Annotated in this window: 23 protein-coding genes and 2 tRNA genes; 5 read left to right on the top strand and 20 right to left on the bottom strand. The window is 48.6% G+C overall.

The features are described from left to right. Positions 1–23 precede the first annotated feature (23 nt). Entirely contained in the window at positions 24–1,079 is a 1,056-nt protein-coding gene (locus DW896_RS16210) for a porin (RefSeq protein WP_034529478.1), read from the top strand. Between the two features lie 67 nt (positions 1,080–1,146). After that, a complete protein-coding gene (locus tag DW896_RS16215; protein ID WP_009037834.1) occupies positions 1,147–2,007 on the top strand; it encodes a hypothetical protein in 861 nt (286 codons plus the stop codon). 11 nt (positions 2,008–2,018) lie between these two features. On the opposite strand, the gene DW896_RS16220 is transcribed toward DW896_RS16215, so the two are convergent. The 5 genes from DW896_RS16220 to DW896_RS16240 all read right to left on the bottom strand — a co-directional run bounded on the left by DW896_RS16220 (position 2,019) and on the right by DW896_RS16240 (position 5,985). Then, positions 2,019–3,074, bottom strand: a complete 1,056-nt coding sequence (locus DW896_RS16220) for a Gfo/Idh/MocA family oxidoreductase (protein ID WP_009037833.1) — start codon at positions 3,072–3,074, stop codon at positions 2,019–2,021. Positions 3,075–3,096: 22 nt separating this feature from the next. Beyond that, complete coding sequence (locus DW896_RS16225; RefSeq protein ID WP_009037832.1) at positions 3,097–4,113, bottom strand: metallophosphoesterase family protein; 1,017 nt, start codon at positions 4,111–4,113, stop codon at positions 3,097–3,099. Positions 4,114–4,157: 44 nt separating this feature from the next. Further along, a complete protein-coding gene (gene ispF / locus DW896_RS16230) occupies positions 4,158–4,637 on the bottom strand; it encodes a 2-C-methyl-D-erythritol 2,4-cyclodiphosphate synthase (RefSeq protein ID WP_009037831.1) in 480 nt (159 codons plus the stop codon). Between the two features lie 74 nt (positions 4,638–4,711). Beyond that, entirely contained in the window at positions 4,712–5,329 is a 618-nt protein-coding gene (locus DW896_RS16235) for a fumarylacetoacetate hydrolase family protein (RefSeq protein WP_119993572.1), read from the bottom strand. Further along, positions 5,329–5,985, bottom strand: a complete 657-nt coding sequence (locus DW896_RS16240) for a redox-sensing transcriptional repressor Rex (protein WP_016274430.1) — start codon at positions 5,983–5,985, stop codon at positions 5,329–5,331. The genes DW896_RS16235 and DW896_RS16240 overlap by 1 nt, the downstream gene beginning before the upstream one ends. 150 nt (positions 5,986–6,135) lie before the next feature. On the opposite strand from DW896_RS16240, the gene DW896_RS16245 reads away from it, so the two are divergent. Next, positions 6,136–6,483 (top strand): translation initiation factor, encoded by a 348-nt coding sequence (locus DW896_RS16245; RefSeq protein WP_005833443.1) that lies wholly within the window; start codon positions 6,136–6,138, stop codon positions 6,481–6,483. A gap of 107 nt (positions 6,484–6,590) precedes the next feature. Here DW896_RS16245 and tsf read toward each other — a convergent pair whose 3' ends face one another. The 12 genes from tsf to carB all read right to left on the bottom strand — a co-directional run bounded on the left by tsf (position 6,591) and on the right by carB (position 19,331). After that, on the bottom strand, positions 6,591–7,583 hold the full coding sequence (gene tsf, locus DW896_RS16250) for a translation elongation factor Ts (protein WP_009037828.1): 993 nt from the start codon (positions 7,581–7,583) through the stop codon (positions 6,591–6,593). 122 nt (positions 7,584–7,705) lie between these two features. After that, positions 7,706–8,539: a 30S ribosomal protein S2 gene (gene rpsB / locus DW896_RS16255; protein WP_005829604.1), complete on the bottom strand. Its 834-nt coding sequence runs from the start codon at positions 8,537–8,539 to the stop codon at positions 7,706–7,708. 172 nt (positions 8,540–8,711) lie between these two features. After that, the gene (rpsI, locus tag DW896_RS16260; protein ID WP_005829603.1) at positions 8,712–9,098 is read right to left on the bottom strand and encodes a 30S ribosomal protein S9; all 387 of its coding nucleotides are present in this window, start codon (positions 9,096–9,098) and stop codon (positions 8,712–8,714) included. A 6-nt stretch (positions 9,099–9,104) separates the two neighbouring features. Beyond that, positions 9,105–9,566: a 50S ribosomal protein L13 gene (gene rplM / locus DW896_RS16265; protein ID WP_005829602.1), complete on the bottom strand. Its 462-nt coding sequence runs from the start codon at positions 9,564–9,566 to the stop codon at positions 9,105–9,107. Positions 9,567–9,904: 338 nt separating this feature from the next. After that, positions 9,905–10,396 carry a DUF4488 domain-containing protein gene (locus DW896_RS16270; protein WP_005829599.1) on the bottom strand — a complete coding sequence of 164 codons (492 nt, stop codon included), beginning with the start codon at positions 10,394–10,396 and terminating at the stop codon, positions 9,905–9,907. Positions 10,397–10,547: 151 nt separating this feature from the next. After that, the gene (gene asnS, locus DW896_RS16275) at positions 10,548–11,951 is read right to left on the bottom strand and encodes an asparagine--tRNA ligase (RefSeq protein WP_005829597.1); all 1,404 of its coding nucleotides are present in this window, start codon (positions 11,949–11,951) and stop codon (positions 10,548–10,550) included. A gap of 27 nt (positions 11,952–11,978) precedes the next feature. Beyond that, positions 11,979–13,463 (bottom strand): pseudouridine synthase, encoded by a 1,485-nt coding sequence (locus DW896_RS16280; RefSeq protein ID WP_008664272.1) that lies wholly within the window; start codon positions 13,461–13,463, stop codon positions 11,979–11,981. Positions 13,464–13,599: 136 nt separating this feature from the next. Further along, positions 13,600–14,946, bottom strand: a complete 1,347-nt coding sequence (gene purB, locus DW896_RS16285) for an adenylosuccinate lyase (RefSeq protein ID WP_009037826.1) — start codon at positions 14,944–14,946, stop codon at positions 13,600–13,602. Positions 14,947–15,103: 157 nt separating this feature from the next. Next, positions 15,104–15,178, bottom strand: a tRNA-Val gene (locus DW896_RS16290). A gap of 31 nt (positions 15,179–15,209) precedes the next feature. Further along, positions 15,210–15,284: transfer RNA gene (locus DW896_RS16295), tRNA-Val, on the bottom strand. A 130-nt stretch (positions 15,285–15,414) separates the two neighbouring features. After that, the gene (locus DW896_RS16300; RefSeq protein ID WP_009037825.1) at positions 15,415–15,975 is read right to left on the bottom strand and encodes a sugar O-acetyltransferase; all 561 of its coding nucleotides are present in this window, start codon (positions 15,973–15,975) and stop codon (positions 15,415–15,417) included. 128 nt (positions 15,976–16,103) lie between these two features. Beyond that, positions 16,104–19,331 carry a carbamoyl-phosphate synthase (glutamine-hydrolyzing) large subunit gene (gene carB / locus DW896_RS16305; protein WP_005833447.1) on the bottom strand — a complete coding sequence of 1,076 codons (3,228 nt, stop codon included), beginning with the start codon at positions 19,329–19,331 and terminating at the stop codon, positions 16,104–16,106. 641 nt (positions 19,332–19,972) lie between these two features. Here carB and DW896_RS16320 point away from each other — a divergent pair. Both DW896_RS16320 and trpS read left to right on the top strand, forming a co-directional pair. Continuing rightward, entirely contained in the window at positions 19,973–20,617 is a 645-nt protein-coding gene (locus tag DW896_RS16320; protein ID WP_005833449.1) for an HU family DNA-binding protein, read from the top strand. 74 nt (positions 20,618–20,691) lie between these two features. Continuing rightward, positions 20,692–21,786 (top strand): tryptophan--tRNA ligase, encoded by a 1,095-nt coding sequence (gene trpS, locus DW896_RS16325; RefSeq protein WP_098032873.1) that lies wholly within the window; start codon positions 20,692–20,694, stop codon positions 21,784–21,786. A gap of 156 nt (positions 21,787–21,942) precedes the next feature. On the opposite strand, the gene DW896_RS16330 is transcribed toward trpS, so the two are convergent. The 3 genes from DW896_RS16330 to DW896_RS16340 form a co-directional block, all read right to left on the bottom strand. Further along, a complete protein-coding gene (locus DW896_RS16330) occupies positions 21,943–23,136 on the bottom strand; it encodes an OmpA family protein (RefSeq protein WP_119993574.1) in 1,194 nt (397 codons plus the stop codon). Positions 23,137–23,265: 129 nt separating this feature from the next. Continuing rightward, on the bottom strand, positions 23,266–25,182 hold the full coding sequence (mutL, locus tag DW896_RS16335) for a DNA mismatch repair endonuclease MutL (RefSeq protein ID WP_005829573.1): 1,917 nt from the start codon (positions 25,180–25,182) through the stop codon (positions 23,266–23,268). 39 nt (positions 25,183–25,221) lie between these two features. Then, positions 25,222–25,512: a hypothetical protein gene (locus DW896_RS16340; RefSeq protein WP_005829571.1), complete on the bottom strand. Its 291-nt coding sequence runs from the start codon at positions 25,510–25,512 to the stop codon at positions 25,222–25,224. Positions 25,513–25,514: the final 2 nt, after the last annotated feature.

A 25,514-nucleotide genomic window follows, 5' to 3' on the forward strand; every position in this document is an offset into this window, starting at 1 on the left:
AAATCATTCGACAACAACAGATTATGAAAAAAAGTGCATTGACAGTACTGATTGCCCTGCTGCCGTTGGCCGCAATTGCCCAAACGCCCTCCATCAACGAGGACGGAAAAAAGATTGAAAAGGAGAAGATGGAAACCAAAGACTACCTGCCGGAAGTCCACGGAACCATCCGCGCCAAATACGAATATCAGACCACCATGGGTGCAGGACGTTTCGAAGTACGCAATGCCCGCGTCAGCGTGACGGGCAACGTATTGCCCAGCGTAGCCTACAAAGCCGAGATAGACCTCTCCGACGAAGGCCAAATCAAGATGCTGGATGCCTACGCCCGGCTTTTCCCGACAAAAGGACTGACAGTCACCGCCGGACAAATGCGCGTCCCCTTCACCATCGACGCCCACCGCTCGCCGCACCAGCAATACTTTCCCAACCGCTCGTTCATCGCCAAGCAAGTGGGCAATGTACGGGACGTGGGATTCACAGTAGGATATACCCTGCCTACCGATGTACCTATCACCGTGGAAGGAGGACTTTTCAACGGTTCCGGACTGACCAACCAGAAAGAATGGCACAAGGAAGTGAACTACTCCGCCAAAGCCCAGTTTCTCTTCACCAAAGGACTGAACCTGACACTAAGCGTGCAGAGTATCCAACCGGAAGAAGTACGCATGCAGTCCTATGACATCGGCACTTACTACGAAACCGGCCGTTTCCATATCGAAGGCGAATACTTGTACAAGCAATATTCCGACAACGCTTTCAAAGATGTACACGCCGTCAACACCTTCATCAACTACGACCTGCCTCTACGAAAAGTATTCAACAAGATGTCTTTCCTGCTACGCTACGACATGATGACCGACCAGAGCGACGCCAAAACCGCCGATGAGGAAACCGGCAGATTGACAGTGACCGACTACAAACGCCAACGCCTGACGGGCGGCATCACCTTCAGCCTCAGCAAGGCATTCCGCACAGACCTCCGGCTGAACTACGAGAAATACTTCTATGCCAAAAACAGCATAGCGAAAGAGTCGGAACAAGACAAGGTGGTATTGGAATTGATGGTACGCTTCTGATATTTCCTGGCTTTCCCTTGCTTTTTTCATTCCAAAAAGGTATATTTGGAATAAATTATTCCGAGTTATGGCAAATCCAATCATACCCGGCATACTGCAGACTGAACAAGACTTATTGTATAGTAAGCTGAATGCATACAATCAAGGGAGAGCCTCTTATAAGGAAGTGGGCGCCTATCTTGTCGTACTGCCCCGACCGGAGCATCTCCAATATACTTTATGGATTTACTCTCCACTGCCCGGAAGACAGTCCATCTTCTACATTTGCGACCTTTCCACCGACATTCACGAAACGCTACGGATGGCAAGCACACTATGTTTCTACTCGCCGCGCAGCCTGCTGCTTGTGGAGTACAATGCCAAAAGAATGCAGAGCAAAGGGGACGACATCATCTCCGTAGGCAAATACCACGGACACTTCCTGCACGAAATCCTCCGTATAGACCCTGCCTATCTTACGTGGATAGCTTTCAAATTCCAACCACGCATCCCCAAGCAGGAACGTTTTGTACAGATTGCCAAGATTTACCATTCGGTCCATCTCGACATACAACGGAGAAAAACGTACCAGACCACCGGCGGACGTTTTCTGGGGAAAGAAAGCGAAAAAGTGGAGAACCTGACGCTGACGGTGCTCAGCGTGCGACTGGAGGACAACCCCTACAAGACGCAGCTCAAAGGGACCACTCCTTATTTCTATGTGCGCCAGGTGCTGAAGCTGAAAGACTCCATCGGCAACTTCGTCAGCATCCGGCTGAATGCACGCACGGCAAGCCAGAAATCATGCCAGCTGCCCGCCGTGGAACATGCCTACCAGGTAGGGGAACTGATGGAGATAGCATCGGCACGCATCGCGCGTACCTATATAATAGGAAGTACGAAATACACCCGGTTGACACATGTGAAGCTGCACATCCCTACCGGGTAAAAGATTTTCTATCAGATACGAACCACACGCTGCATACGGCTGCTTTCCCAGCCTGCCTCTATCAAGCGGATGACTCCGACCACCTCGCGGGCATCGCTCTGCAAAGGTTCGCCGTGACAAATATGCCGATAGATATTCTCGTAAAAAGCTGCATAATCACCGGGAAGGCTTGGATAAGGTTCATGCACGATTCTACCGCCCTTTTCCGTATGAAGTATCCCCCAAGAGGATTTGTCCTCCTCGCCCCAGTGCGGAGTGACGGGCAATACGCCTTCGTTCAAGGCGGCTTCCTGAGGGTCGAAACCATATTTCACGTAAGAACCTTCCCTGCCGTGGAGGACGAAACGGGGTTCGCTCGCACACATCAGATAGCTGGATTTCAGCGTTATCTTTACTTCGGGTGCCTTTGAGGGGCGTAGCAAATGAATGATGAAGTAGTCGTCTACCTTGCTGTCCTTGCGCAACGTGGCAATATCTGCAAAGACGGCTTCGGGCATACCGAACAGCTGCACAGCCTGGTCTATGACGTGGGCGCCCAGGTTATAGGTCAAGCCACCGCCATCTTGTCCGGTTTCCTTCCAAGTATTCGGCTTGATAAAATTACGATAACGGGGGAAGGTGGATTCAAACTCCACCAGATGTCCCAGCAGGCCTTTGGACAGTATTTCCTTGACCGTCAGAAAATCGCCGTCCCACCGGCGATTCTGGTAAACGCTCAAGGTCAGCCCCCGGCTTGCGGCAAGTGCCACCAGCTCCTCAGCTTCTGCCACGGTGGTAGTGAAAGGCTTCTCCACAACCACATGCTTGCCAGCTTCGAGGGCGCGGCGGGCATACTCATAATGAGTGCTGTCCGGTGTGTTGATGACAACCAAATCCAACCCTTCCAGTCCGATAAGTTCCCCAAAACTCCGCACAATACAAGCGTCGGGATACTTTTCCCGGGAGAGTTCCTTACTGCGCTCCGTAACGGCAATCAATTCAAAATGAGGGTTGGTGGAGATGAAGGGAGCATGGAAAACACGTCCCGACATTCCGTAAGCGGCTAATCCAGTTCTTATCTTGTCCATATCGTTCTTTTTAAGTTCACCCTTATTCCGTCACCAACGGACGCTTACGCCAATCGTCCTTCATATAGCTGTCGGGGTAGACCGTCTTATCAATGATTTCGCCACCTTTCAGACGAATCCAGGTGGTGAAAGTACGGGCACCTTCCTTCATCACAATGACACGGGCACCGTTGGACAAATGGTTGTACTCGGTATTGCCACCGGTGAAACGGCCGTAAGCCAGCAGAATGCCTTTCCACATTACGGCATAATCGTTGTCATGGTCGTGTCCGACAAACATACCCATCACATCACCGGCCTCTTTCATGGCAGTGAACATGCCCGTATTCAGTTCCGGAGCGCAAGCCTTTTCCATGCGGGTACCTATCAGTATGGCGTTCTCGTCGGAAGCGGCTTCGTTATATTCCGGCAGAGGGATGTGGAAGAATGCCAGTGCAGGCAAAGGTTGGCCACCGTTCTTTGCTTTATAAGCGGCACTCTGCCGACGGTACCAGTTCACCTGGTCGAAAGTGAGCCAGTCGTACCCCTTTACGTCGGGTAGTTTGGAGTAGGAATGGGAATCCAGACAGTAAAGCAGGGCTGCATCCTTCTTGCCGTCCGAGGATTTCAGTGTGAGGACATAGTCGGGGGATTCAACTCCGCCACGGTCGGGTTGGATATTGAAAGGCATGGAACGGATAACATCATAAAGTTCGGCACGTGTTTTTCCCTGCTCGTTGTCGTGGTTACCAAAGGTTACGACAAAAGGAATCTTACGGTCCGTAGCATAGGAAAGCACCTTGCGCATGGCCGTATCGGCAGGTGCGGCATAGACCACATCGCCGGTAAAGACTACTAAATCGGGGCGCTCAGCATCGAGCACCTCGCCAATACGCTTCAAAGCAATGTCTGAAGCCGGATTACCATACTTAAAGTGGATGTCTGTAAACTGGACGATTTTAAACTCTCCATTCTTGTTGAACTGTAAAGGCGATACTTGTGCCGGGCAGAACAAGGAGGATAAAAGTGCCAGACAAAAGGTCAAGGAGATTTTCTTCATATAAGTGGATGATTAAAATTAGTCGGTATCATTTCAGCATAGTATTATTCTTTCACTATCAGCACAGTGGCATAGGCAGATATACCTTCTTCTCTGCCCGTAAAGCCGAGTTTCTCCGTGGTAGTGGCCTTGATGGAGATGTCGTCCTCGTCTATGCCCATCACAGTGGCAAGCGTGCGCTGCATTTCGGGAATATGTGCTTTCAGCTTAGGACGTTCGGCACAGACGGTGGCATCAATGTTGCTCACCGAATAACCTTTGGTAGCTATCAGTTCTATTGTTTTTCTCAGCAGAATCTTGCTGTCTATGTTCTTGAACTCACCGGCAGTATCGGGAAAATGATAGCCGATGTCGCGCATATTCGCCGCACCCAGCAATGCGTCACAGATAGTATGAATGAGCACATCCGCATCCGAATGCCCCAACAATCCCTTTTCATGTCCCAAGCGAATGCCGCCTAGCCAAAGCTCGCGTCCTGCCACCAGCTGGTGGACGTCAAAGCCGAAACCTACACGTATCTTCATATCATTACTTCTTTAAGTTGATACGAAAGTACGGAAAAAAAGCGAGGTAACAAGAAAAAACAAGACGAAGATAATCAGCGGATATGGAAGTCGAGCACTTTCTCCTCTCCAAGATAGCCCTGCAAGTGCTGTCCGATGCTGACAGGGCCTACTCCCGCAGGTGTACCCGTAAACAGCAAATCACCGATTTTCAAGGTCATGAAGCGGCTGACATAAGCAATGATTTCATCTACCCGGAACAGCATGTCCGCTGTATGACCGCGTTGCACCTCCTTATCATCAATCGTCAGATGGAAGTCCAGATTTTGCACGTCTCCACCCGCCTGCTCCAACGGGATGAAGGTGCCGATGGCTGCCGAATTGTCGAAACCTTTGCAGAGTTCCCACGGATTACCGGCTTCACGGAACTTACGTTGCAGGTCACGCGCAGTGAAATCAATGCCTACCGTCACTGCATCATAATAGCGGTGCGCAAAGCGGGGTGCAATGTTCTTGCCCAGCCGACAGATACGCACAACTACTTCCGTCTCATAATGCACCTCGTTGGAAAAGTCGGGGATAAAGAAAGGTTTGCCATCTTTCAGTATAGCCGAATCGGGTTTCAAGAAAATAACCGGTTCCTTATTCTCGTGTGTATGTCCCAGCTCCTTGTTGTGCAGAGCATAGTTCATTCCTACAGCAATAATCTTCATTACTTGATCTCATTAAAGTTCAGTCTGTTAAACATCACGGCCAGATGGGCATAAAGGGAAGTGTTCTGCACGACAATGTTCTCGGGAACACGGATACGGAACGGGGTGAAGTTCCATACGGCCTTGATACCGCCCTCTACCATGGAATCCGTTATCTGCTGGGCTATTTCGATAGGTACCGTCAGCACGCCTATATTGACATCGTACTCCTGCATCTTCTGCTTGAACTTGTCCGAGTGATAGATGGGGATGCCGCTCAGTGTCGTACCCACCAGTTCGGGCTTCACATCGAAAGCAGCTACTATCTCCAAACCGAAATGGCTCAGACCCGAGTCGCGCAGCAAGGCACCTCCCAAGCTTCCGACACCGAACAGAAAGGCTTTGTGTATATTGGTAAATCCCAGGAAATCCTCCAGCACAGCTATCAGTGTGTCCACCTCATAGCCTACACGCGTACGTCCCGAGATATTGACATACGAAAGGTCTTTGGCAATTTGTGAAGCATCAATATTGATTTCCTTGGAAATCTGGGTGGATGATACGAATCGTTCCCCCTTTTGTTTCAGCAACTTTACATTGGAAAGGTACCACGGAAGCCGGCGCAAGGTAGGTTCCGGCACCTTCATGGTTTCTTTTTTCTGTAACGGACTGCTCATAGTTTCTTATTTAAGTTCTCAATATTGCGATTGGCAAAAGTAGTGCTTTTTTTCTAATCAGTAACACGGATGCAACAAAAGCTTAACATAATTTCTAATTGCATAATTCCACATAATATCGTACTTTTGGGAAGTTTAAAAGAAAGAAGTATGAAGAATAATGATTGGAAAGAACGGTTGAATATAGTCTATTCCACCAACCCGGACTACAACTATGAGATGAATGACGATGAGGAGCAAGCTACCCTCCCCCCTGCACAACAACGCCTGCGTGTACAGCTGGACCGCAAGAACCGGGGTGGCAAAGTCGTCACTCTTGTCACAGGTTTCGTGGGCACCGACAATAATCTGAAAGAACTGGGCAAATTGCTGAAAAGTAAATGTGGAGTAGGCGGAAGTGCCAAAGATGGAGAAATCATCGTGCAAGGCGACTTCAAACAACGTGTCATCGACCTCCTGAAGGCAGAAGGATACACGCAAACCAAGCCCGTGGGATAAACGCATCATCCGTCTCACTGCAACTGTAGAGGCATAAAAAAGTGACCGTTTAGGAATTCAACTCCATATACGGCCACTTCTTTTTATAGAATCGTTTCTAAGCGGAATTATTCAGCGCGCAAAGTAAAACGTTTGAAGTCAACAACCTTCAATTCTGGATCAGCTTCTTTCAAGACTTCTCTAACTGTCTTCTTGCCGTCCATGATGTCTTCCTGGTTCAGCAAGCAAACTTCTTTCAAGAACTTGCCAAGACGGCCCTTAGCAATATTCTGAATCATTTGTTCAGGCAGATGTGCAGCTTTCTCGGCAGAAACAGTAGCAATGATTTCCTTTGCCTTTGCCACGTCTTCAGCAGTAATCCAGCCCTTGGCCATGTTGCTTTCCATGTGGTCTTCGCTGTCCACGTGAGCCGGGTTGATACCAGCCTTCTTCAAAGCAGCCTCAACAGCCTTCTGTACCTGTTCAGCTTTTGTCTTCTCGATAGCAACATCTATTTCCTTCTGCTTGATTTCTTCAGATACGCCATCTTCGTCTACTGCAATCGGGTTCATGGCAGCAATCTGCATGGCAATCTGCTTAGCCAGTCCTTCTTCAACAGCCTTGTTGAAAGCAACAATAGTGCAGAGGCCATTTCTGTTCATGTGGTTATAAACCACAGTGCTTGCGCCTTCTACAGTCATGTAACCATCCAGCTCCATCTTCTCGCCAGTGATACCGCTACGGTCTGTTACAGCATCCTGTACAGTACCGTTGCCCATCGGCAGAGCTTTTACTTCGTCCAGAGTCTTGCACTTGTTAGCTACGGCAAGGTCCAGAATATCCTGAGTCAGTTTCACGAAATCAACATTCTGAGCCACGAAGTCAGTTTCGCACTTCAAAGCGATGATAACGGCAAAGTCACCCGTAGTCTTAGCCAGCACACAGCCTTCAGAAGCCTCGCGGTCTGAACGCTTAGCTGCAACAGCTTGTCCCTTCTTACGGATAATTTCCATTGCCTTGTCGAAATCGCCTTCAGCTTCAGTCAAAGCATTTTTGCAATCCATCATACCAGCACCGGTCATCTTGCGGAGCTTGGTTATATCAGCCATACTTACAGCCATAATATCTTTTTATTTTAATTGTTAATAATATCCTTATAAAGTAATTGAGAGTTGAGAATAGAGAATTGAGAATTGCCGTAAAGTAACTCTCAACTTTCAATTCTCAACTCTCAACAGTATGATTAAGCCTCTTCTTCCTTCATGAAAGCAGCAGCCTTAGCGGCATTGATTGCTTCCTCGTCGGACTTGTCGAGTCTTGCTTTTGTAGCTTTCTTCTTGCCTTTGTTGGCAGGAGCTTCACCGGCAGCTTCCATGTCTACCTTTTCGGCCTTACGTTCTTCCAGACCTTCCTGCATAGCAGCGCAGCAAGCATCAAGAATAACTTCTACTGACTTAGTAGCGTCATCATTTGCCGGGATTACGAAATCGATATTCGTAGGATCGGAGTTTGTATCAACGATACCGAATACGGGAATACCCAGACGGTTAGCTTCACGAACTGCGATGTTTTCCTTCATTACGTCGATAACGAACAGAGCAGACGGCAGACGAGTCAAGTCAGCGATAGAGCCCAAAGTCTTGTCCAACTTTGCACGTTGACGTGAAATCTGAAGAATTTCTCTCTTGGAGAGGTTTGAATAGGTACCGTCGCTTGTCAACTTGTCGATGGTAGCCATCTTCTTGACAGCCTTACGGATAGTCGGGAAGTTAGTCAACATACCACCCGGCCAACGCTCGATTACATAAGGCATATTTACAGATGCAGCCTTATCGGCAACCACCTGCTTAGCTTGTTTTTTAGTAGCAACAAACAGGACTTTCTTTCCTGATTTAGCGATTTGCTTCAAAGCTTCAGCAGCTTCGTCAATTTTAGCAACCGTCTTGTTGAGGTCAATGATGTGAATACCATTGCGCTCCATGAAGATGTAAGGAGCCATTGCAGGGTTCCACTTTCTTTTCAAGTGACCGAAGTGGCAACCGGCTTCTAATAATGTATCAAAATTTGTTCTAGACATTTTCTTTTAAATTAATCGTTTACTTTCTTTTTTGTTTCTTCTAAACCAACCGCCGGGTAGTCTGAATCTGAAGAGTCCCGGTAGTTTAGATACTAAACGCTTTTTCAGTTGAGAGTTGAGAGGTGAAAGTCGAGAATTAAGCAACTTGTCCGCCCCAACCGTTCTCCAACTCTTAACGTTTACTGAACTGGAATCTACGACGTGCTTTCGGTTGTCCCGGTTTCTTACGTTCAACAGAACGAGGATCACGAGTCATGAAACCTTCAGAACGGAGAGCAGCCTTGTCCTCAGCATTGATTTTCACCAGTGCGCGGGCAATTGCCAAACGCAAAGCCTGAGACTGGCCGGTGAAACCGCCACCGCAGAGATTAACTTTGATGTCGTACTTTTCAGCAACACCCAGCTTATTCAACGGCTGTTTAACTACATACTGAAGAATGCTTGATGGAAAGTACTCTGCGAGGTCTCTCTTATTAATAGTAATCTTTCCAGTACCTTCGCTTACGAAAATACGTGCAATTGCACTTTTACGTCTGCCTAATGCATTTACTACTTCCATTATCTCTTATTTAAGTACGTTAATATCAATCATTTTCGGGTTCTGAGCATCGTGTTTGTGCTCGCTGCCGGCATATACATACATATTGCCCAGCAATTTTGCGCCCAACTTGTTCTTAGGCAACATACCCTTTACTACTTTTCTCAGTAACTTGTCATCACCGTTCGGTTTTGCCTGCAAACGGGCAGGAGTGATTTCTCTCTGGCCGCCGGGATAACCTGTATATGACAGATATACCTTGTCATTCCACTTGTTACCGGTTAATTTTACTTTGTCGGCGTTGATAATGATCACATTATCGCCACAATCTACGTGAGGGGTAAAGTTAGGTTTATACTTTCCTCTCAACAGTTTCGCAACTTTTGCGCCCAGACGACCCAATACCTGGTCTGTAGCGTCAACAATGACCCATTCTTTAGTCACTGTAGCTTTGTTTGCAGAAATGGTCTTGTAACTTAAAGTATCCACTCTTAATTGTTTTTTAAAATGTTACTACTAAAATGTTTTTCTTCACCGCAAGCCAGTCATCCCGGACAATGGAAGATTAACTCGCTATGAATTAAATGCTTATCCTTTTGAGATAATAATCGGCTTGCAAAGGTACGGTTTTTCTTAGAACTGGCAAAAGTTTTCCACTTTTTTTTAGAGAGCCACTTGGCTGATATACAACAGACAAAGTTATCCTGCGGAGAAACGAAAGAATCTCCGCTAGAACAACTCTTTATGATGCGGCCTTCATCGGCCAATGCCGTCATAGAAGACCTTCAAAGCTGCATTGAGAAAGAAACGGGAAAGAGAAAGAAATATCAACGAACAAGGTCCTCGGGGAATTTCGCGGGCATGCCCACCCGCTTCCATGTTTCATGGAACCATGTATTCAGTTCATTCCCATTCAAGTCCTTAGCTATAAAATACTTCAGGTACATTACCCCGTCGTCCCCTATTTCAAACTCCAATATATTGTCTTTGTGGTCCAACATGGGCAGATGGATGTTTTTCTCAATACTTTCCTTATAGGAATTATCCGTCAGCTGCTGATAAGTCCCATACCCCGTGATGATGGCATCCTTGCCAGGAATCATTGTAAAGTTGACAATGCGGCCGTCATCACTCAGCACTTTAAAGGTATTACTCGGTTTCAATATCCCGGGAACATCCGGGATTTCGGACACATAATGACATAACTGCCAAATTCCTGCCAGTTCCGCAGGCCTAAACTCTGCGCTCTCCTGCGCATTGGCTCCCGCTACCGCAAGCAGCACCGCTGCCAGCATGGTAAAGAAATAGTTCCGTTTCATATTCGTATGATGTTGGTTAACGTTATGTCGTTCCGCTAGACACAAATATAAAGATTTATTTTGAGATTACAACATTTTTGGGTATAAAAAAACCGCACAAACAACAGAATGTTTGTGCGGATGATTTTATCCAGTTTGTATATTCCGAAACTTAGAACTCGGCGTTGCGCGGCGTACGCGGAAACGGTATGACATCACGGATATTCGTCATGCCCGTAACGAACAGCAGCAAGCGCTCAAAGCCTAAACCGAACCCGGAGTGGGGACATGTACCGAACTTACGGGTATCGAGATACCACCACATATCCTTCATCGGGATGTGAAGTTCGTCAATGCGCGTCATCAGCTTGTTGTAATCCGATTCACGTTCGGAACCGCCAATGATTTCTCCAATCTTCGGGAAGAGTACATCCATGGCACGCACGGTCTTGCCGTCTTCGTTCTGCTTCATATAGAACGCTTTGATTTCCTTCGGATAGTCAGTCAGGATAACCGGACGCTTGAAGTGGTCTTCCACCAGATAGCGCTCGTGTTCGGAAGCCAAGTCAACTCCCCAGTACACCGGGAATTCAAACTTATGCCCTTTGGCAACAGCCTCTTCCAATATCTTGATACCTTCCGTATAAGGCAGGCGCACGAAGCTTTCTTTCAAGACACCTTGCAGACGTTCAATCAAGCCCTTATCAAACATGTCATTGAGGAACTTCACATCGTCGGCACAGTTGTCCAAAGCCCACTGTACACAATATTTGATGAAATCTTCCGCCAGGTCCATATTGTCCGTAATATCATTGAACGCCACTTCCGGCTCAATCATCCAGAACTCTGCCAAGTGGCGGGGAGTATTGGAATTCTCGGCACGGAACGTAGGACCGAATGTATAGATGGCTCCCAATGCAGTAGCGGCAAGTTCGCCTTCCAACTGTCCGGAAACAGTCAGGCTGGCCTGCTTTCCGAAGAAGTCATCATCGTAAATAATGGAACCGTTCTCATCTTTCTTCAAGTCGTAAAGGTTCTTCGTAGTCACCTGGAACATCTGGCCTGCGCCTTCGCAGTCGGAAGCCGTGATAATCGGAGTATGAAAATAGAAGAATCCTCTGTCATGGAAGAACTTGTGGATGGCAATCGCCATATTATGACGAATACGGAACACAGCCCCGAACGTATTGGTACGGGGACGCAGATGGGCTATCTCACGGAGGAACTCCATGGAATGACCTTTCTTCTGCAACGGATACGTGTTATCGCAAGTTCCCAGCACTTCGATTTCGCGGGCCTGCACTTCGGCCTTCTGACCGGAACCGACAGATTCCGTCAGCACACCGTTTACGCTCAAACAAGCACCGGTAGTAATCTCTTTCAGCATCTCCTCATCGAAGTTACCCAAGTCTACTACAATCTGCACATTATTTATTGTAGAACCGTCATTCAGCGCGATAAAGTTTACTTGCTTACTACCTCTGCGGGTACGAACCCAGCCCTTCACGTTGACCATAGCGCCAAAATCTTCACGCTTCAGCAGGTCAACAATCTTTGTTCTACTAATCTTTTCCATAAAACAGTTATTATACCTTATTATATATTACTCAAAAGAACCCATGCGCAGGAAGTTCACCTCTTGTTCCGTGAGGTAACGCCATTCGCCGCGGCGCAGGCCTTTCTTGGTTAAACCGGCAAAATACACACGGTCCAGTTTCATCACCTTGTATCCCAGCGATTCGAAGATACGACGCACGATACGATTCTTGCCGGAGTGGATTTCAATACCGACATCATCTTTCTTGAAGTCATCCGTATAGCTGATGGCATCTGCATGGATTTCCCCGTCATCCAGTTGAATACCGGCTGCAATCTGCTCCATATCGGCTTTTGTCAGGTTCTTGTCCAAATGCACATGATATATCTTCTTCTTCAGATACTTGGGATGCGTCAGCTTGGAAGCCAGGTCACCATCGTTTGTCAGCAGCAACACACCTGTAGTATTACGGTCCAGACGACCTACCGGATAAATACGTTCGTCGCATGCGCCCTTCACCAAATCCATCACCGTGCGACGTGCTTGGGGGTCATCCGAAGTAGTCACAGTATCCTTCGGCTTGTTCAGCAGTACGTAAATCTTACGTTCTATGCTGACCGTCTGGTCGTGGAACTTCACTTCATCACCGCGCTTAATCTTGGTTCCCAATTCCGTCACCACCTCTCCGTTTACAGAAACGACTCCGGCAGTGATGAATTCATCAGCCTCGCGACGGGAGCAAACACCGGCATTGGCCAGGAATTTGTTCAAGCGGATAGGCTCGTTCGGGTCCACAAACTGCTCCTTATATTCTATCTGTTTCTTCTTGCTGTACTTAGCATTGGGGTCATAATCGGCCGAACGACGGACTGGACGGCTATAGCTGTCTCTGTTGCCGTATCCGCCAGGTCTTCCACCACCCGAATTGAAGCGTGGACGATAAGGACGGTCACCACCCTCATTATTGTAGCGAGGACGCTGCGGACGGTCGCCATCTTCGCTGTTATAGCGCGGACGATAGGGACGGTCCGTATTATAAGAACGGTCGCTGTTGTAGGAGCGGTCGCCGTTATAAGGACGTTGCGGACGGTCACCACCCTCATTGCCATAACGCGGGCGCTGCGGACGGTCACTATTATAAGGGCGTTGCGGACGGTCGCCACCTTCGCTGTTATAGCGCGGACGGTAAGGACGGTCACCCGAATTGTTTCCATAAGGGCGTTGCGGACGGTCGCCGCCTTCGCTGTTATAGCGCGGACGATAGGGACGGTCGCCATTATCGTTATTGTAACGAGGACGCTGCGGACGGTCACCATTGTCCGCACCAGGATTAAAGCGCGGGCGATAAGGGCGGTCACTGTTATAAGGACGCTGCGGGCGGTCCCCGTTTTCACTGTTAAATCTGGGGCGATAAGGACGGTCGCCATTATCACGGTTGTAAGACGGACGGCTGTAGCCACCTTCCTTGTTAAATTGGTTACCATCGCGGCCGGCACCTGAGTTCTCCTCTGCGGAAGAAGCATCACGCCAAGTTTCGTTTTCTGTACTCATTGTTTTTTATTCGAATAAAATTAAACCTTGGCCTCACGGCCATTCATTGTCTCTATTATACCTTGAATTTTATATGTTTCTATAACAATTGCCGGAGTAAAAAGTTGAAATTCCTCCGGTACACTTCTGTGGTTGCTTAAATTCCCGTATAAGTATGGGGGGTAATCACCCGCAATTCTTTCTTTATCTCTTCACTTACATTCAGTCCCTCTATAAATTCCTTGATAGACGCTTCCGTAATGGCCTGATTGGTACGGGTCAACGCTTTCAACGCTTCATAAGGATGCGGATAGGCCTCGCGGCGCAGAATGGTCTGGATAGCCTCGGCCACCACGCTCCAGCAATTGTCCAGGTCACGGTAGATGGCCGGTTCGTTCAACAGCAACTTACGCAAACCCTTCAAAGAACTTTGTATGGCAATAATGATATGCCCAAACGGCATACCCACATTGCGGAGCACGGTAGAGTCCGTCAAGTCACGCTGCAAACGGGAAACCGGCAGTTTTACCGCCAAGTGCTCAAGAATAGCATTCGCCATGCCCAGGTTTCCTTCCGCATTTTCAAAGTCAATCGGGTTCACCTTGTGCGGCATCGCGCTGGAGCCCACCTCACCGGCTTTAATCTTCTGCTTGAAATATTCCATAGAGATATATTGCCAGAAGTCACGGTTCATATCAATCATCACCGTATTGATGCGCTTCATGGCATCAAAGATGGCAGACAGATTATCGTAATTGGATATCTGGGTAGTATACTCCTCGCGTTCCAAGCCAAGCTTTTCGGAAACGAACTTATTGCCGAATGCCTTCCAGTCATATTCCGGATAAGCCACATGATGGGCATTGTAATTACCCGTAGCGCCACCGAACTTTGCTGTCACCGGACAAGCCTTCAGCGTTGCCAACTGGCGTTCCAGACGGTAGACAAACACCATTACCTCCTTGCCCAAACGGGTAGGCGAAGCCGGTTGTCCGTGTGTCTTGGCAAGCATGGGGATAGCGGCCCACTCTTCCGCATAAGCACGGAGCTGCGCTATCAGTTCCTCTATTTGAGGATAGTACACCTGCTCCAACGCCTCCTTTACAGACAAAGGAACAGACGTATTGTTGATATCTTGTGAAGTCAGGCCAAAATGGATGAACTCCTTATAGTCGTCCATACCACCCAACTTGTCAAACTCTTCTTTCAAGAAATACTCCACAGCCTTCACATCATGGTTCGTCACGCTCTCAATGTCCTTAATGCGTTGCGCGTCGGCTTCGGAAAAGTTACGGTAAATGTTTCTCAAGGTTTCGAAAACACCCTTATCCACCCCTTTCAGCTGCGGCAAAGGCAGCTCACACAGCGTGATAAAGTATTCTACTTCAACTTGTACACGGTATTTAATCAGTGCAAATTCTGAAAAATAGGCAGCCAAAACATCTGTTTTGCCTCTGTATCGACCGTCAATCGGAGAGATTGCGGTAAGTAAATCAAGTTTCATACGTCGTATTTATGATGATAATTATCGGACTGCAAAATTACTGCTTTTTTCTGAGTAACAAGACATAAAGAATAAAGATTTTAAGAAAAGGAAGTTAATGGATAAAAAAATGGCCTTACAATCGCTTGCAAGACCACCTTCGAATGAAAATTTCCAGTGGGCGTTGACGGATTCGAACCGCCGACCCTCTGCTTGTAAGGCAGATGCTCTGAACCAGCTGAGCTAAACGCCCTTTTGATGAACGAAAGTGCTTGGATTTTGTGTGGGCGTTGACGGATTCGAACCGCCGACCCTCTGCTTGTAAGGCAGATGCTCTGAACCAGCTGAGCTAAACGCCCGTACACTTCCGTTTCAAAAGCGATGCAAAGGTACAGCTTATTTTGACATTACCAAAACTTTTGCATAATATTTTTCGATATTTTTTTAGTCATTTAGCGACACACTCTGTTTTTCAAGCATTTAGTACGTTCACTTTTTTGCCTCATTTTTCCGGATAACCTTTGCCGGATTGCCAACGGCTATGCTATCGGATGGAATATCTTTCGTCACCACACTACCCGCACCGATGATACAACGGTCGCCGATGGTGACGCCTGGACACAAAATGGCACCGCCGCCAATCCAGCAATCCTCTCCTATCGTCACCGGATAGGCATATTCCTTTTCCGTACGACGCTCGATATAATCCATCGGATGATGGGGAGTGTATATCTGTACGCATGGACCGACCAACGTATGGGCACCAATCGTGATATATCCCCCGTCCAGGAAAGTGCAATTGGCATTGACAAAGACATGTTCACCCAGCCGGATACCATCCCCATGGTCGCAATGGAACGGTGGACAGATGACGGACGTGGCGGGAATGCCCGGTACCAGCTCCTCCAGCAAGCTCCGGTAATCCTCATCGTAAGTACTCATCACACGCATTTTTGCCAGCAAGCGCTTGGCATGCTTGAACTTCACCTGTATCTCCGGAACGGACATATCCGCCAACTGGGAGCTACGCATTTTTTCCACTTCATTCATATTATTTCTTCTTTTGATTCATACAGAGACTCAGCCCCGAACAAAAATACGGAAATAAACGCAGTATACCAAAAGAGCGGAAAACCTTTCGGCTTTCCGCTCCTGCAATCGTTTATAGAGCAAACAATTTATTTGTACTCCTGCCAGCTCTTAATCTGGATATCTTCCAGCTTCATTTCGCAGAATGCCTCGATAAAGGCACTTGCCAGGCGGGCATTGGTAATCAACGGAATGTTGTGGTCGATGGCACCGCGACGAATCTTGTAGCCATTGGTCAGCTCGCGTTTCGTATGGTTCTTCGGAATGTTGACAATCAGGTCGAAGGCATGGTCGGCAATCATCGTCATCACGTTGTTTTCCGCATCCGGGCGTTCATCCGGCCAGTAAACGGCTTCCGTCGTCACGCCATGGGCGTTGAGGAAAGCGGCTGTACCTGCCGTAGCATAAATCTTATAGCCTTTGGCAAAGAGCATGCGGCTGGCATCCAGCAAATCCACCTTGGACTTCATGGCTCCGGAGGAGAACATCACGCCCTTCTCGGGACGGGGGATTCTGAATCCGGTAGCAATCATGGCATTCAGCAATGCTTCGGAGAAGTCGTCGCCAATACAGCCTACCTCGCCCGTAGACGACATGTCCACACCCAATACCGGGTCTGCCTTGTGCAGACGGGAGAAGGAGAACTGGCTTGCCTTCACACCGATACGGTCGATGTCGAATGCCGACTTGTCCGGTTGTGTATAGGGAGCGTCCAGCATGATACGGGTAGCAGTCTCGATGAAGTTACGCTTCAGCACCTTGGATACGAACGGGAAGCTGCGCGATGCACGGAGGTTACACTCGATAACCTTCACCTCGTTGTTGCGTGCCAGGAACTGGATATTGAAAGGACCGGAAATATTGAGTTCCTTCGCAATCTGGCGGCTGATTTTCTTGATGCGGCGTGCCGTTGCAAAGTAAATCTTCTGTGCCGGGAATACCAGCGTAGCGTCACCGGAGTGTACACCGGCAAACTCTACGTGCTCGGAGATGGCGTATTCCACCACTTCACCGTTTTGGGCAACAGCGTCGAACTCGATTTCCTTGGTGTTCTGCAAGAACTGGGATACCACCACCGGATATTCCTTAGATACCTCAGCAGCCATCTTCAAGAAGTTTTCCAGTTCTTCTTCATCGTAGCATACATTCATCGCAGCACCGGAGAGTACGTAAGACGGACGCACCAGTACCGGATAGCCCACCTTCTCTACAAAGCCTTTCACATCTTCCAGGCTAGTGAGTTCCTGCCAAGCCGGTTGGTCGATGCCCAGCTGGTCGAGCATGGCAGAGAACTTGTTACGGTTTTCGGCACGGTCGATGGAGATGGGGGAAGTACCCAACACGGGAACTGACTGGCGGTGAAGCTTCATTGCCAGGTTGTTCGGTATCTGTCCACCCACGGACACGATGACACCGCGCGGCTGCTCCAGGTCGATAACGTCGAGCACACGCTCGAAGGAGAGCTCGTCGAAGTAGAGACGGTCGCACATGTCGTAGTCCGTAGAAACGGTTTCGGGGTTATAGTTAATCATGATGGACTTGTAGCCCAGCTTGCGGGCAGTCTGGATGGCATTCACCGAACACCAGTCGAACTCTACAGACGAACCGATGCGGTAAGCGCCCGAACCAAGCACAACCACTGATTTTTCATTCTTATAATAGTTCACATCATAACCTTGAACGGCATACGTCATGTAGAGGTAGTTCGTCAGTTCCGGATGTTCGGAAGCCACCGTATTGATGCGCTTCACGGCGGGCAGGATGCCCAGCTCCTTACGACGGGCGCGTACGGCAAGGTTTTCCTTCTCCATATTGCCTTGCGGATTCAGCACGAAGCGGGCAATCTGGAAGTCGGAGAAGCCAAGCACTTTTGCTTCGCGCAGCACGTCGGCGGGGATGTCTTCCACCTTATTATATTGAGAAAGTTTCTGCTTGTAGTCTACGATGTTCTTCAGCTTGCCCAAGAACCAGGGGTCAATCTTGGTCAGCTCAAAGATGCGGTCGATGGCATATCCCTTTTCCAGAGCCTCGGCAATGGCAAAGACGCGCAGGTCGGTGGGATGTGACAGTTCGTAATCCAAGTCATCGAACTCCACTCCCTCATTGCCCACGAATCCGTGCATTCCCTGACCAATCATACGCAAGCCCTTCTGGATAATTTCTTCAAAGGAACGTCCGATAGACATGATTTCGCCTACCGACTTCATGCTGGAGCCAATTTCGCGGCTGACACCTACGAACTTTGTCAAGTCCCAACGCGGAATCTTGCAAATCAGGTAGTCAAGCTGCGGAGCTGCATATGCCGAGTTGGGAGTTCCCATCTCGCCGATTTGGTCGAGCGTATAGCCCAACGCAATCTTGGCAGCCACGAATGCCAGCGGATAACCGGTAGCCTTGGAAGCCAATGCGGAAGAACGGGACAGACGGGCGTTCACCTCGATGACACGATAGTCGTTTGTCTCGGCGTTGAACGCATACTGGATGTTACATTCGCCCACGATGCCCAGGTGGCGGATACATTTGGTGGAAAGCTCCTGCAACATTTTCACCTGCTCGTCGGTCAATGAGCAAGTGGGAGCCACTACGATGGACTCACCCGTATGGATGCCCAGCGGGTCGAAGTTTTCCATGCTTGCCACCGTGAAGCAGTGGTCGTTGGCATCGCGGATTACCTCGAATTCAATTTCCTTCCAACCCTTCAGAGACTCTTCTACCAGAATCTGCTTGGAGAAAGTGAAAGAGCTTTCGGCCAATTTAATGAAGGCTTCCTCGTCCGGACAAATACCGCTTCCCAGTCCACCCAGAGCATAAGCCGAGCGCACCATCACGGGGTAGCCAATCTCGCGGGCTGCCTTCAGTGCGTCCTCCATGCTCTCTACAGCGTGACTCTTCGGAGTCTTCATCGGAATCTCGTCCAGCTTCTTCACAAAGAGGTCACGGTCTTCGGTGTACATAATCGCCTCAACGGAAGTACCCAGCACACGCACGCCATATTTCTGAAGAATTCCGTTCTGGTAGAGTTCCGTACCGCAGTTCAGCGCCGTCTGTCCGCCGAATGCCAGCAAAATGCCGTCGGGACGTTCTTTCTTGATGATTTCTTCCACGAAATAAGGAGTTACCGGCAAGAAATAAACTTGATCGGCGATACCTTCCGATGTCTGGATAGTAGCAATGTTCGGGTTTACCAAAACAGAACCGATACCTTCTTCGCGCAACGCCTTCAACGCCTGCGAACCGGAATAGTCAAACTCTCCGGCCTGACCAATCTTGAGCGCACCAGAACCCAAGACAAGCACTTTCTTTAAATTCTTTTCCATATTCTCTTGTTGTCTATTAAGTTACGAGTTACAAGCTACGAACTACGAGTTGTAGCTATTTCACAAAAAAAATGCGTCACCCAATAAAGGATTAACGCATTACCAAAGAACTAAAAATATCTTTCTCGAAAAAAGAGAAACTGACGGCTCCCGAATGAAATTCATTCGAACGGAGGTTATATTTGCTTCTCATTTCCTGCGATTGCATAGTCTCTTTAAAATTTGTGCAAAGTAACGACTTATTTACGAAAAGAGCAAATTGTGGCATATTTTTTTGCATAAAAGAAACGTCATCCTCCATAATAGAAGAGCGGCCGTCGCCCACAACCGAAATCTTTTTCCGAAAAATGCGATTCCATATAAAAAAGAAAGACTATATCTCAGTAAAGGCATTTGCGGATAAATATGAAGATTCTCCCCACCAAAACTTGCTTTTCTCGCCACGGAAACTTACCTTTGTGCCTATACAAAAATAGAACAAGGATTCTGTTTCTACAAACAAAGCCTTTATTCTTAAAAATAAAATTTCTATTCCTTGGAATAAAGGCTTTATTCTAAGATTTCTCCGCCACCAAAAGAACTTTGCTCCGCAGGGAAAAGGACTTTGCAACGAAGGAAAGAAAAGAAAGGAGAACGCAACAATGACCACACGCTACCAAATGAAAGAAATGCCCGACTTGCAAGGCACGGGCGAACCAATCACCTACCCCAAGATGGTGATGACCGGACAGACCGGCACGCGCGAACTGGCGGAATACATCGCCATGACCTCGGGATTCTCTAAAGGCGTAACCGAAGGAATTATCTGCGAGCTGGGCGAAGCCCTGGCCCACGAAATGGGAATGGGACGCTCGGTGAAGATAGAAGGATTGGGCGTATTCACCCCCGCACTGTCCATCTACCCCGACAAGGAACGCGAACAGCCCCAAGAAAGCACCACGAAGCGAAACGCGCGGAGCATCTACGTAAGTGGCGTGAACTTCCGCACGGACAAGGCCTTGATTAGAGAAACCAACCATTGGTGCGAACTGGAACGTGCCTCCTGGAAACCCGCACGTTCGTCGAAGAAATACACCCCCGAACAACGTCTGGCTCTGGCGCATCAGTATCTGGACAAGCACGCCTTCCTTACTGTCAGCATCTACCGGCAACTGACCGGACTCGTCCGCTCCACCGCCACCGTGGAACTGCGCAAATGGGCACATACTCCCGGCAGCGGAATCGATACAAGCGGCATCGGAAGCCATAAGGTATACGTGAAAAGGAAAGAAAGCGTCATCCCTTGAGGTTTCGATAATTATAGGTATCTTTGCCGGTCTTAATGGCTTTTATACAATGAAGAAACTAAAAAATACATAATATGGCAAAAGAAAAAATCATCCTTACGGGCGACCGCCCCACAGGACGCCTGCACATAGGACACTATGTAGGCTCATTGAGAAGAAGAGTGGAACTGCAAAACTCCGGCTTGTACGACAAGATTTTCATCTTCATCGCCGACGCACAAGCGCTGACGGACAATATGGAGAATCCGGAAAAGGTGCGCCAGAACGTCATCGAGGTGGCACTGGACTACCTGGCTTGCGGACTGGACCCGACGAAGAGTACCATCTTCATCCAATCCCAGATACCGGAACTCTGCGAACTGACCTTCTACTATATGGACCTGGTGACCGTGAGCCGCCTGCAACGCAACCCGACGGTAAAGACCGAAATCCAGATGCGTAATTTCGAGACAAGCATCCCCGTAGGTTTCTTCACCTACCCCATCAGCCAGGCAGCGGACATTACCGCCTTCCGCGCCACTACCGTGCCCGTGGGCGAAGACCAGGAGCCGATGATTGAACAAGCTCGTGAAATCGTACGCCGTTTCAACTATATATATGGTGAAACCCTCGTGGAACCGGAAATCCTGTTGCCCGACAATGCAGCCTGCCTGCGCCTGCCGGGAACGGACGGCAAAGCCAAGATGAGCAAGAGCCTCGGCAACTGTATCTATCTTTCGGACTCTGCCGACGAGGTGCAGAAGAAGGTGAAGAGCATGTATACCGACCCCGACCACCTGCGTGTGCAAGACCCCGGAAAATTGGAAGGCAACACCGTATTCACTTACCTGGATGCCTTTTGCCGTCCGGAACACTTCGGCCTTTATCTGCCCGAATATCCGAATCTGGACGAACTGAAAGCCCACTACCAACGTGGCGGTCTGGGCGACATGAAAGTGAAGAAGTTCCTCAACGAAATTATGCAGGAGACACTGGAGCCTATCCGCAACCGCCGCAAGGAGTTTGAAAAAGACATCCCCGCCATCTACGACATGCTGAAGAAAGGTTGCGGAACTGCCAGGGAAACCGCTGCCGCAACCTTGGACGATGTACGCAAGGCTATGAAGATAAACTACTTTGATGATGCGGAACTGATTGCAGAGCAAGTAAAGAAATTCGGCGGAGAATAAGGGATAGGAGATACGAGTTACAGAAGTTACGAGTTACAAGGAGCTACCTGTTACAAGTTACTGGTTACAAAAAATGAGGGGCATGCGTCATAATAACGCATGCCCCTTCTCATTTCTATAACTCGTAACTCCTTGTAGCTTGTAGCTCGTAGCTTTCTAATTGGCAGATTTCACCAATACCACACGGTTCAGAATCGGCTGTCCGAACTTATCGACACCACCACCGGCATCCACCTTCAGGCGGTCAGCAGGAATTCCGTATTGTTTTACCAATACATCGACCACGGCTTGTGCACGCTTCAAACTCAACTCTTTGTTGAATGCCGGCGTACCGGTTGCAGAGTCTGCATATCCGTTTACAGTGTAAATGGCGTTCGGGAACTGTTTCATCTGGTCTGCCAGATAAGACAAGTTCATTGCTTCACGTGGAGAGACTTCGGCAGAACCGATATTGAAGAATACGGTACGCGGTGCTATATCCGGATCGGGAACAATCACTTCGGTTTCCGTAACTTCGGCCACCGGCTGGTTCTGTGCAGCCACCAATGCATTCTGCAGCTGCTGGTTGGCAGCTCCCATCTCTGCAAGCTGTGCCTGCATGGCAGCCAGCTCTACCTGAGAAATCAACTGAGGCATCGGGCGACGGAATCCACGGGCGGGGAAACGGTATGTCAACCCTACCGTTGCACTCAGCACGCCATCATATCCATGATCGCCGCCAACTTCGCCATCGAACTTATCTTCAACGCCCATTGCGCTCAGCTCCAGGTTAATATCTATCGCATTGGAAATACGGAAGCGATTGATGATACCCGCGTTTACAGACAGAGCTTCGCGGTGAGGCTTTGTGTAGTTGTGAGTGAAGCCAGCACCTACATAAGGAATGATTTCATACACACGGTGCTGGTTGTATCCTCCAAACAGCGCATTCAGATTGAACATCACATCTCCGTGCAGATTCATATAGTCGAAACGCTGTTTGTAGTAGCCGTCATCCATCTGAGTGCCTTTCACGTAGTCAGCACCTGCATCATACGTATATCCTCTTGCCTGAAGGCCGCTATATTGCAGACGTACTCCCAGTCCCGGGGTGAACCATTTGCCGATGGCAAAATTCAGCGTCGGACTGATACGCTTGCCAAAACTTCCTGCCTTATCATTATCTCCAAAAGTTGCTTCGGCACCACCGCCTATAGAGAAAAACCAATTACTCCAGAACGGATTAGTGATTACCTGATATTTATCCTGAACCTGGATAACACCAAATTCTTCCACAACTTCAGTCTTTTGCTGCGCCATGGCAACAGAAGACACACCAGCTAAAGCCAGTAACATTAGAATCTTTTTCATATACCTTAAAATAGTTAAGTGGTTAATTAAACTCTTTATCATTCAAACTGTCTAATTAACGCCAACAGAACTAAAAGGTTCTGAATATTTGTACTTTTTTTGCCTTGATGCAAAAGAAAGTACTCTTCCTTATTTGGAGAAAAGCTTTTCTATGTCGTCTTCTTTAATGGTCGCCAGCACCGTCTTTCCGTCCGGAGTATAATTCGGGGATGGGCATGCAAACAGATTGTCCACGAGATTGGACATTTCCTCGTTGCTCAGCACTTGTCCATAGACGATGGCCGCAGCACGTGCCAAGGTCGATGCAAGAATTGTCTGCACCTCTTCCTTAACGTCATTCCCTTTTTCCATAGCAGTATGTACCATATTCCGGACCAATTCTACCGGGTTCAACCCCTCTATGCCCGAAGGTATGCCGTTGATGGCATAGCTGCCGCCACCCAGCGGGCTCAAATCGAAGCCTACTGCCGACAAATCTTCCAATATACTTTCCAGTACGGCAGCTTCCGAAGCCGGCAACTGGATAATCTCCGGAAACAATACCCCCTGGGATACGCCTTGTTTCTGTCGAATCTGGCTCATATAGCGGTCGAACAATACCCGGACATGCGCCCGGTGCTGGTCTATCAGCATCAGACCCGATTTAACGGAAGTCAGAATAAAACGCCCCTTGAACTGGAAGTGTTGCGCTCCTTTCTCTACCGTTGCCTCATTGCCATAGAAAGAGGCGCTTGCCCCGGAAGGAACCGTTTCCTGGAAATAAGGAACCCTCTCCTCCTCTCTTGGAGCCGTACCGGTAACCGTATCCTCTACAAAAGGCTCTTCCTCCATCGGCTCGTTCATCCTGCTGGCTTTTTCCAAACCGGAATAAAGCCCCTCCCACTCCACTTTGGGGCGCGAATAATTGCCACCGCCTCCATAGGAAGAAGCGGAAGACGTCTTGAAGGGATTGAAATCCGTGTTATAGTGTACCTTCGGAGGCTCTATCGGACGAGCCTGCTCGAATGCAGGAATATCCGGCATGTCCTCGGTATCAAAATCGATAGTAGGTATAGCGCTAAACTTGCCTAAGGATTCCTTGACCGCAGCCGACAGAATCTGCCAGATAGCCTGCTCATTCTCGAACTTAATCTCCGTCTTCGTCGGATGGATGTTCACATCGATATTGGCAGGGTCTACCTCGAAATAAATAAAGTAGGAGATTTGCTCACCGGCAGGAATCAGCTGCTCATAAGCGTCCATCACCGCTTTGTGGAAATAGGGGTGACGCATATAACGCCCGTTCACAAAAAAGTATTGGTGCGCTCCTTTCTTGCGCGAGGTTTCCGGCTTGGCAACAAAACCGGAAATCTTTATCATCGTCGTATTGACGTCTACGGACAGCAACTGCTGATTCAGTTTCTTTCCGAAAACTGCCATGATGCGTTGCCGCAAAGGCATTACCGGAAGATTGAACAATTCCGTATCATTACTATACAGATAGAAGGCTACCTCAGGATGCACCAGCGCTATACGCTCGAATTCCGTAAGGATATTGCTCAACTCCGTAGAGTTGGCTTTCAGGAATTTACGCCGGGCAGGAATATTGAAGAATAGGTTCTTGATGGAAAAATTGCTTCCCTTAGGGCAGGAAACGGCTTCCTGGCCCTCGACTTTAGAGCCGGCAATCAACAGTCGCGTCCCCAGTTCCTCGCTGGCTGGGCGTGTTTTCAACTCCACTTCAGCTACCGCAGCAATGGAAGCCAACGCTTCTCCACGGAAGCCCATGGTGCGTAGGGCAAACAAATCGGCAGCTTCGCGTATCTTTGAAGTTGCATGGCGTTCAAAAGAAAGACGCGCATCCGTTTCGGACATCCCCTTTCCGTCATCAATCACCTGGATGCAGGTCTTGCCCGCATCGGTAATCAGCACATGTATTTCCTCTGCTTCGGCATCAATTGCATTTTCCACCAATTCCTTCACAACAGATGCCGGACGCTGAATCACCTCTCCGGCAGCAATCTGATTGGCAACCGAATCGGGCAGCAAATGAATGATATCGCTCATGATAATGTTTAATGATTAGGGATTAATGATTAATCATTATTAAATGATTCCGTTACTGATGGCATACCACAAATAAATCAGCACAGCTATGACAACAAGGATTATGCCCAAATGCATCGGCTTACGTCCGCTCTCCTTGCGCCGCTTCAAGTGAGTTGTTCCTTCTATGAATTTGCCCCGTATATCCTCGGGCGAGAATTCCTTTTCCGGCAGCATACCCAGGTCACGCTTGGCGTTTTCTTCCATCTTCGCCAACTTCTCTTTCCGCTCATCCACATAGATATAGCTATGATTGAAGCCACGAGGCTTCCGCATTGCAAACATTCCCATGA

It is taken from the genome of Bacteroides sp. AM41-16 (assembly GCF_003603495.1).
Taxonomy (GTDB): domain Bacteria; phylum Bacteroidota; class Bacteroidia; order Bacteroidales; family Bacteroidaceae; genus Bacteroides; species Bacteroides uniformis.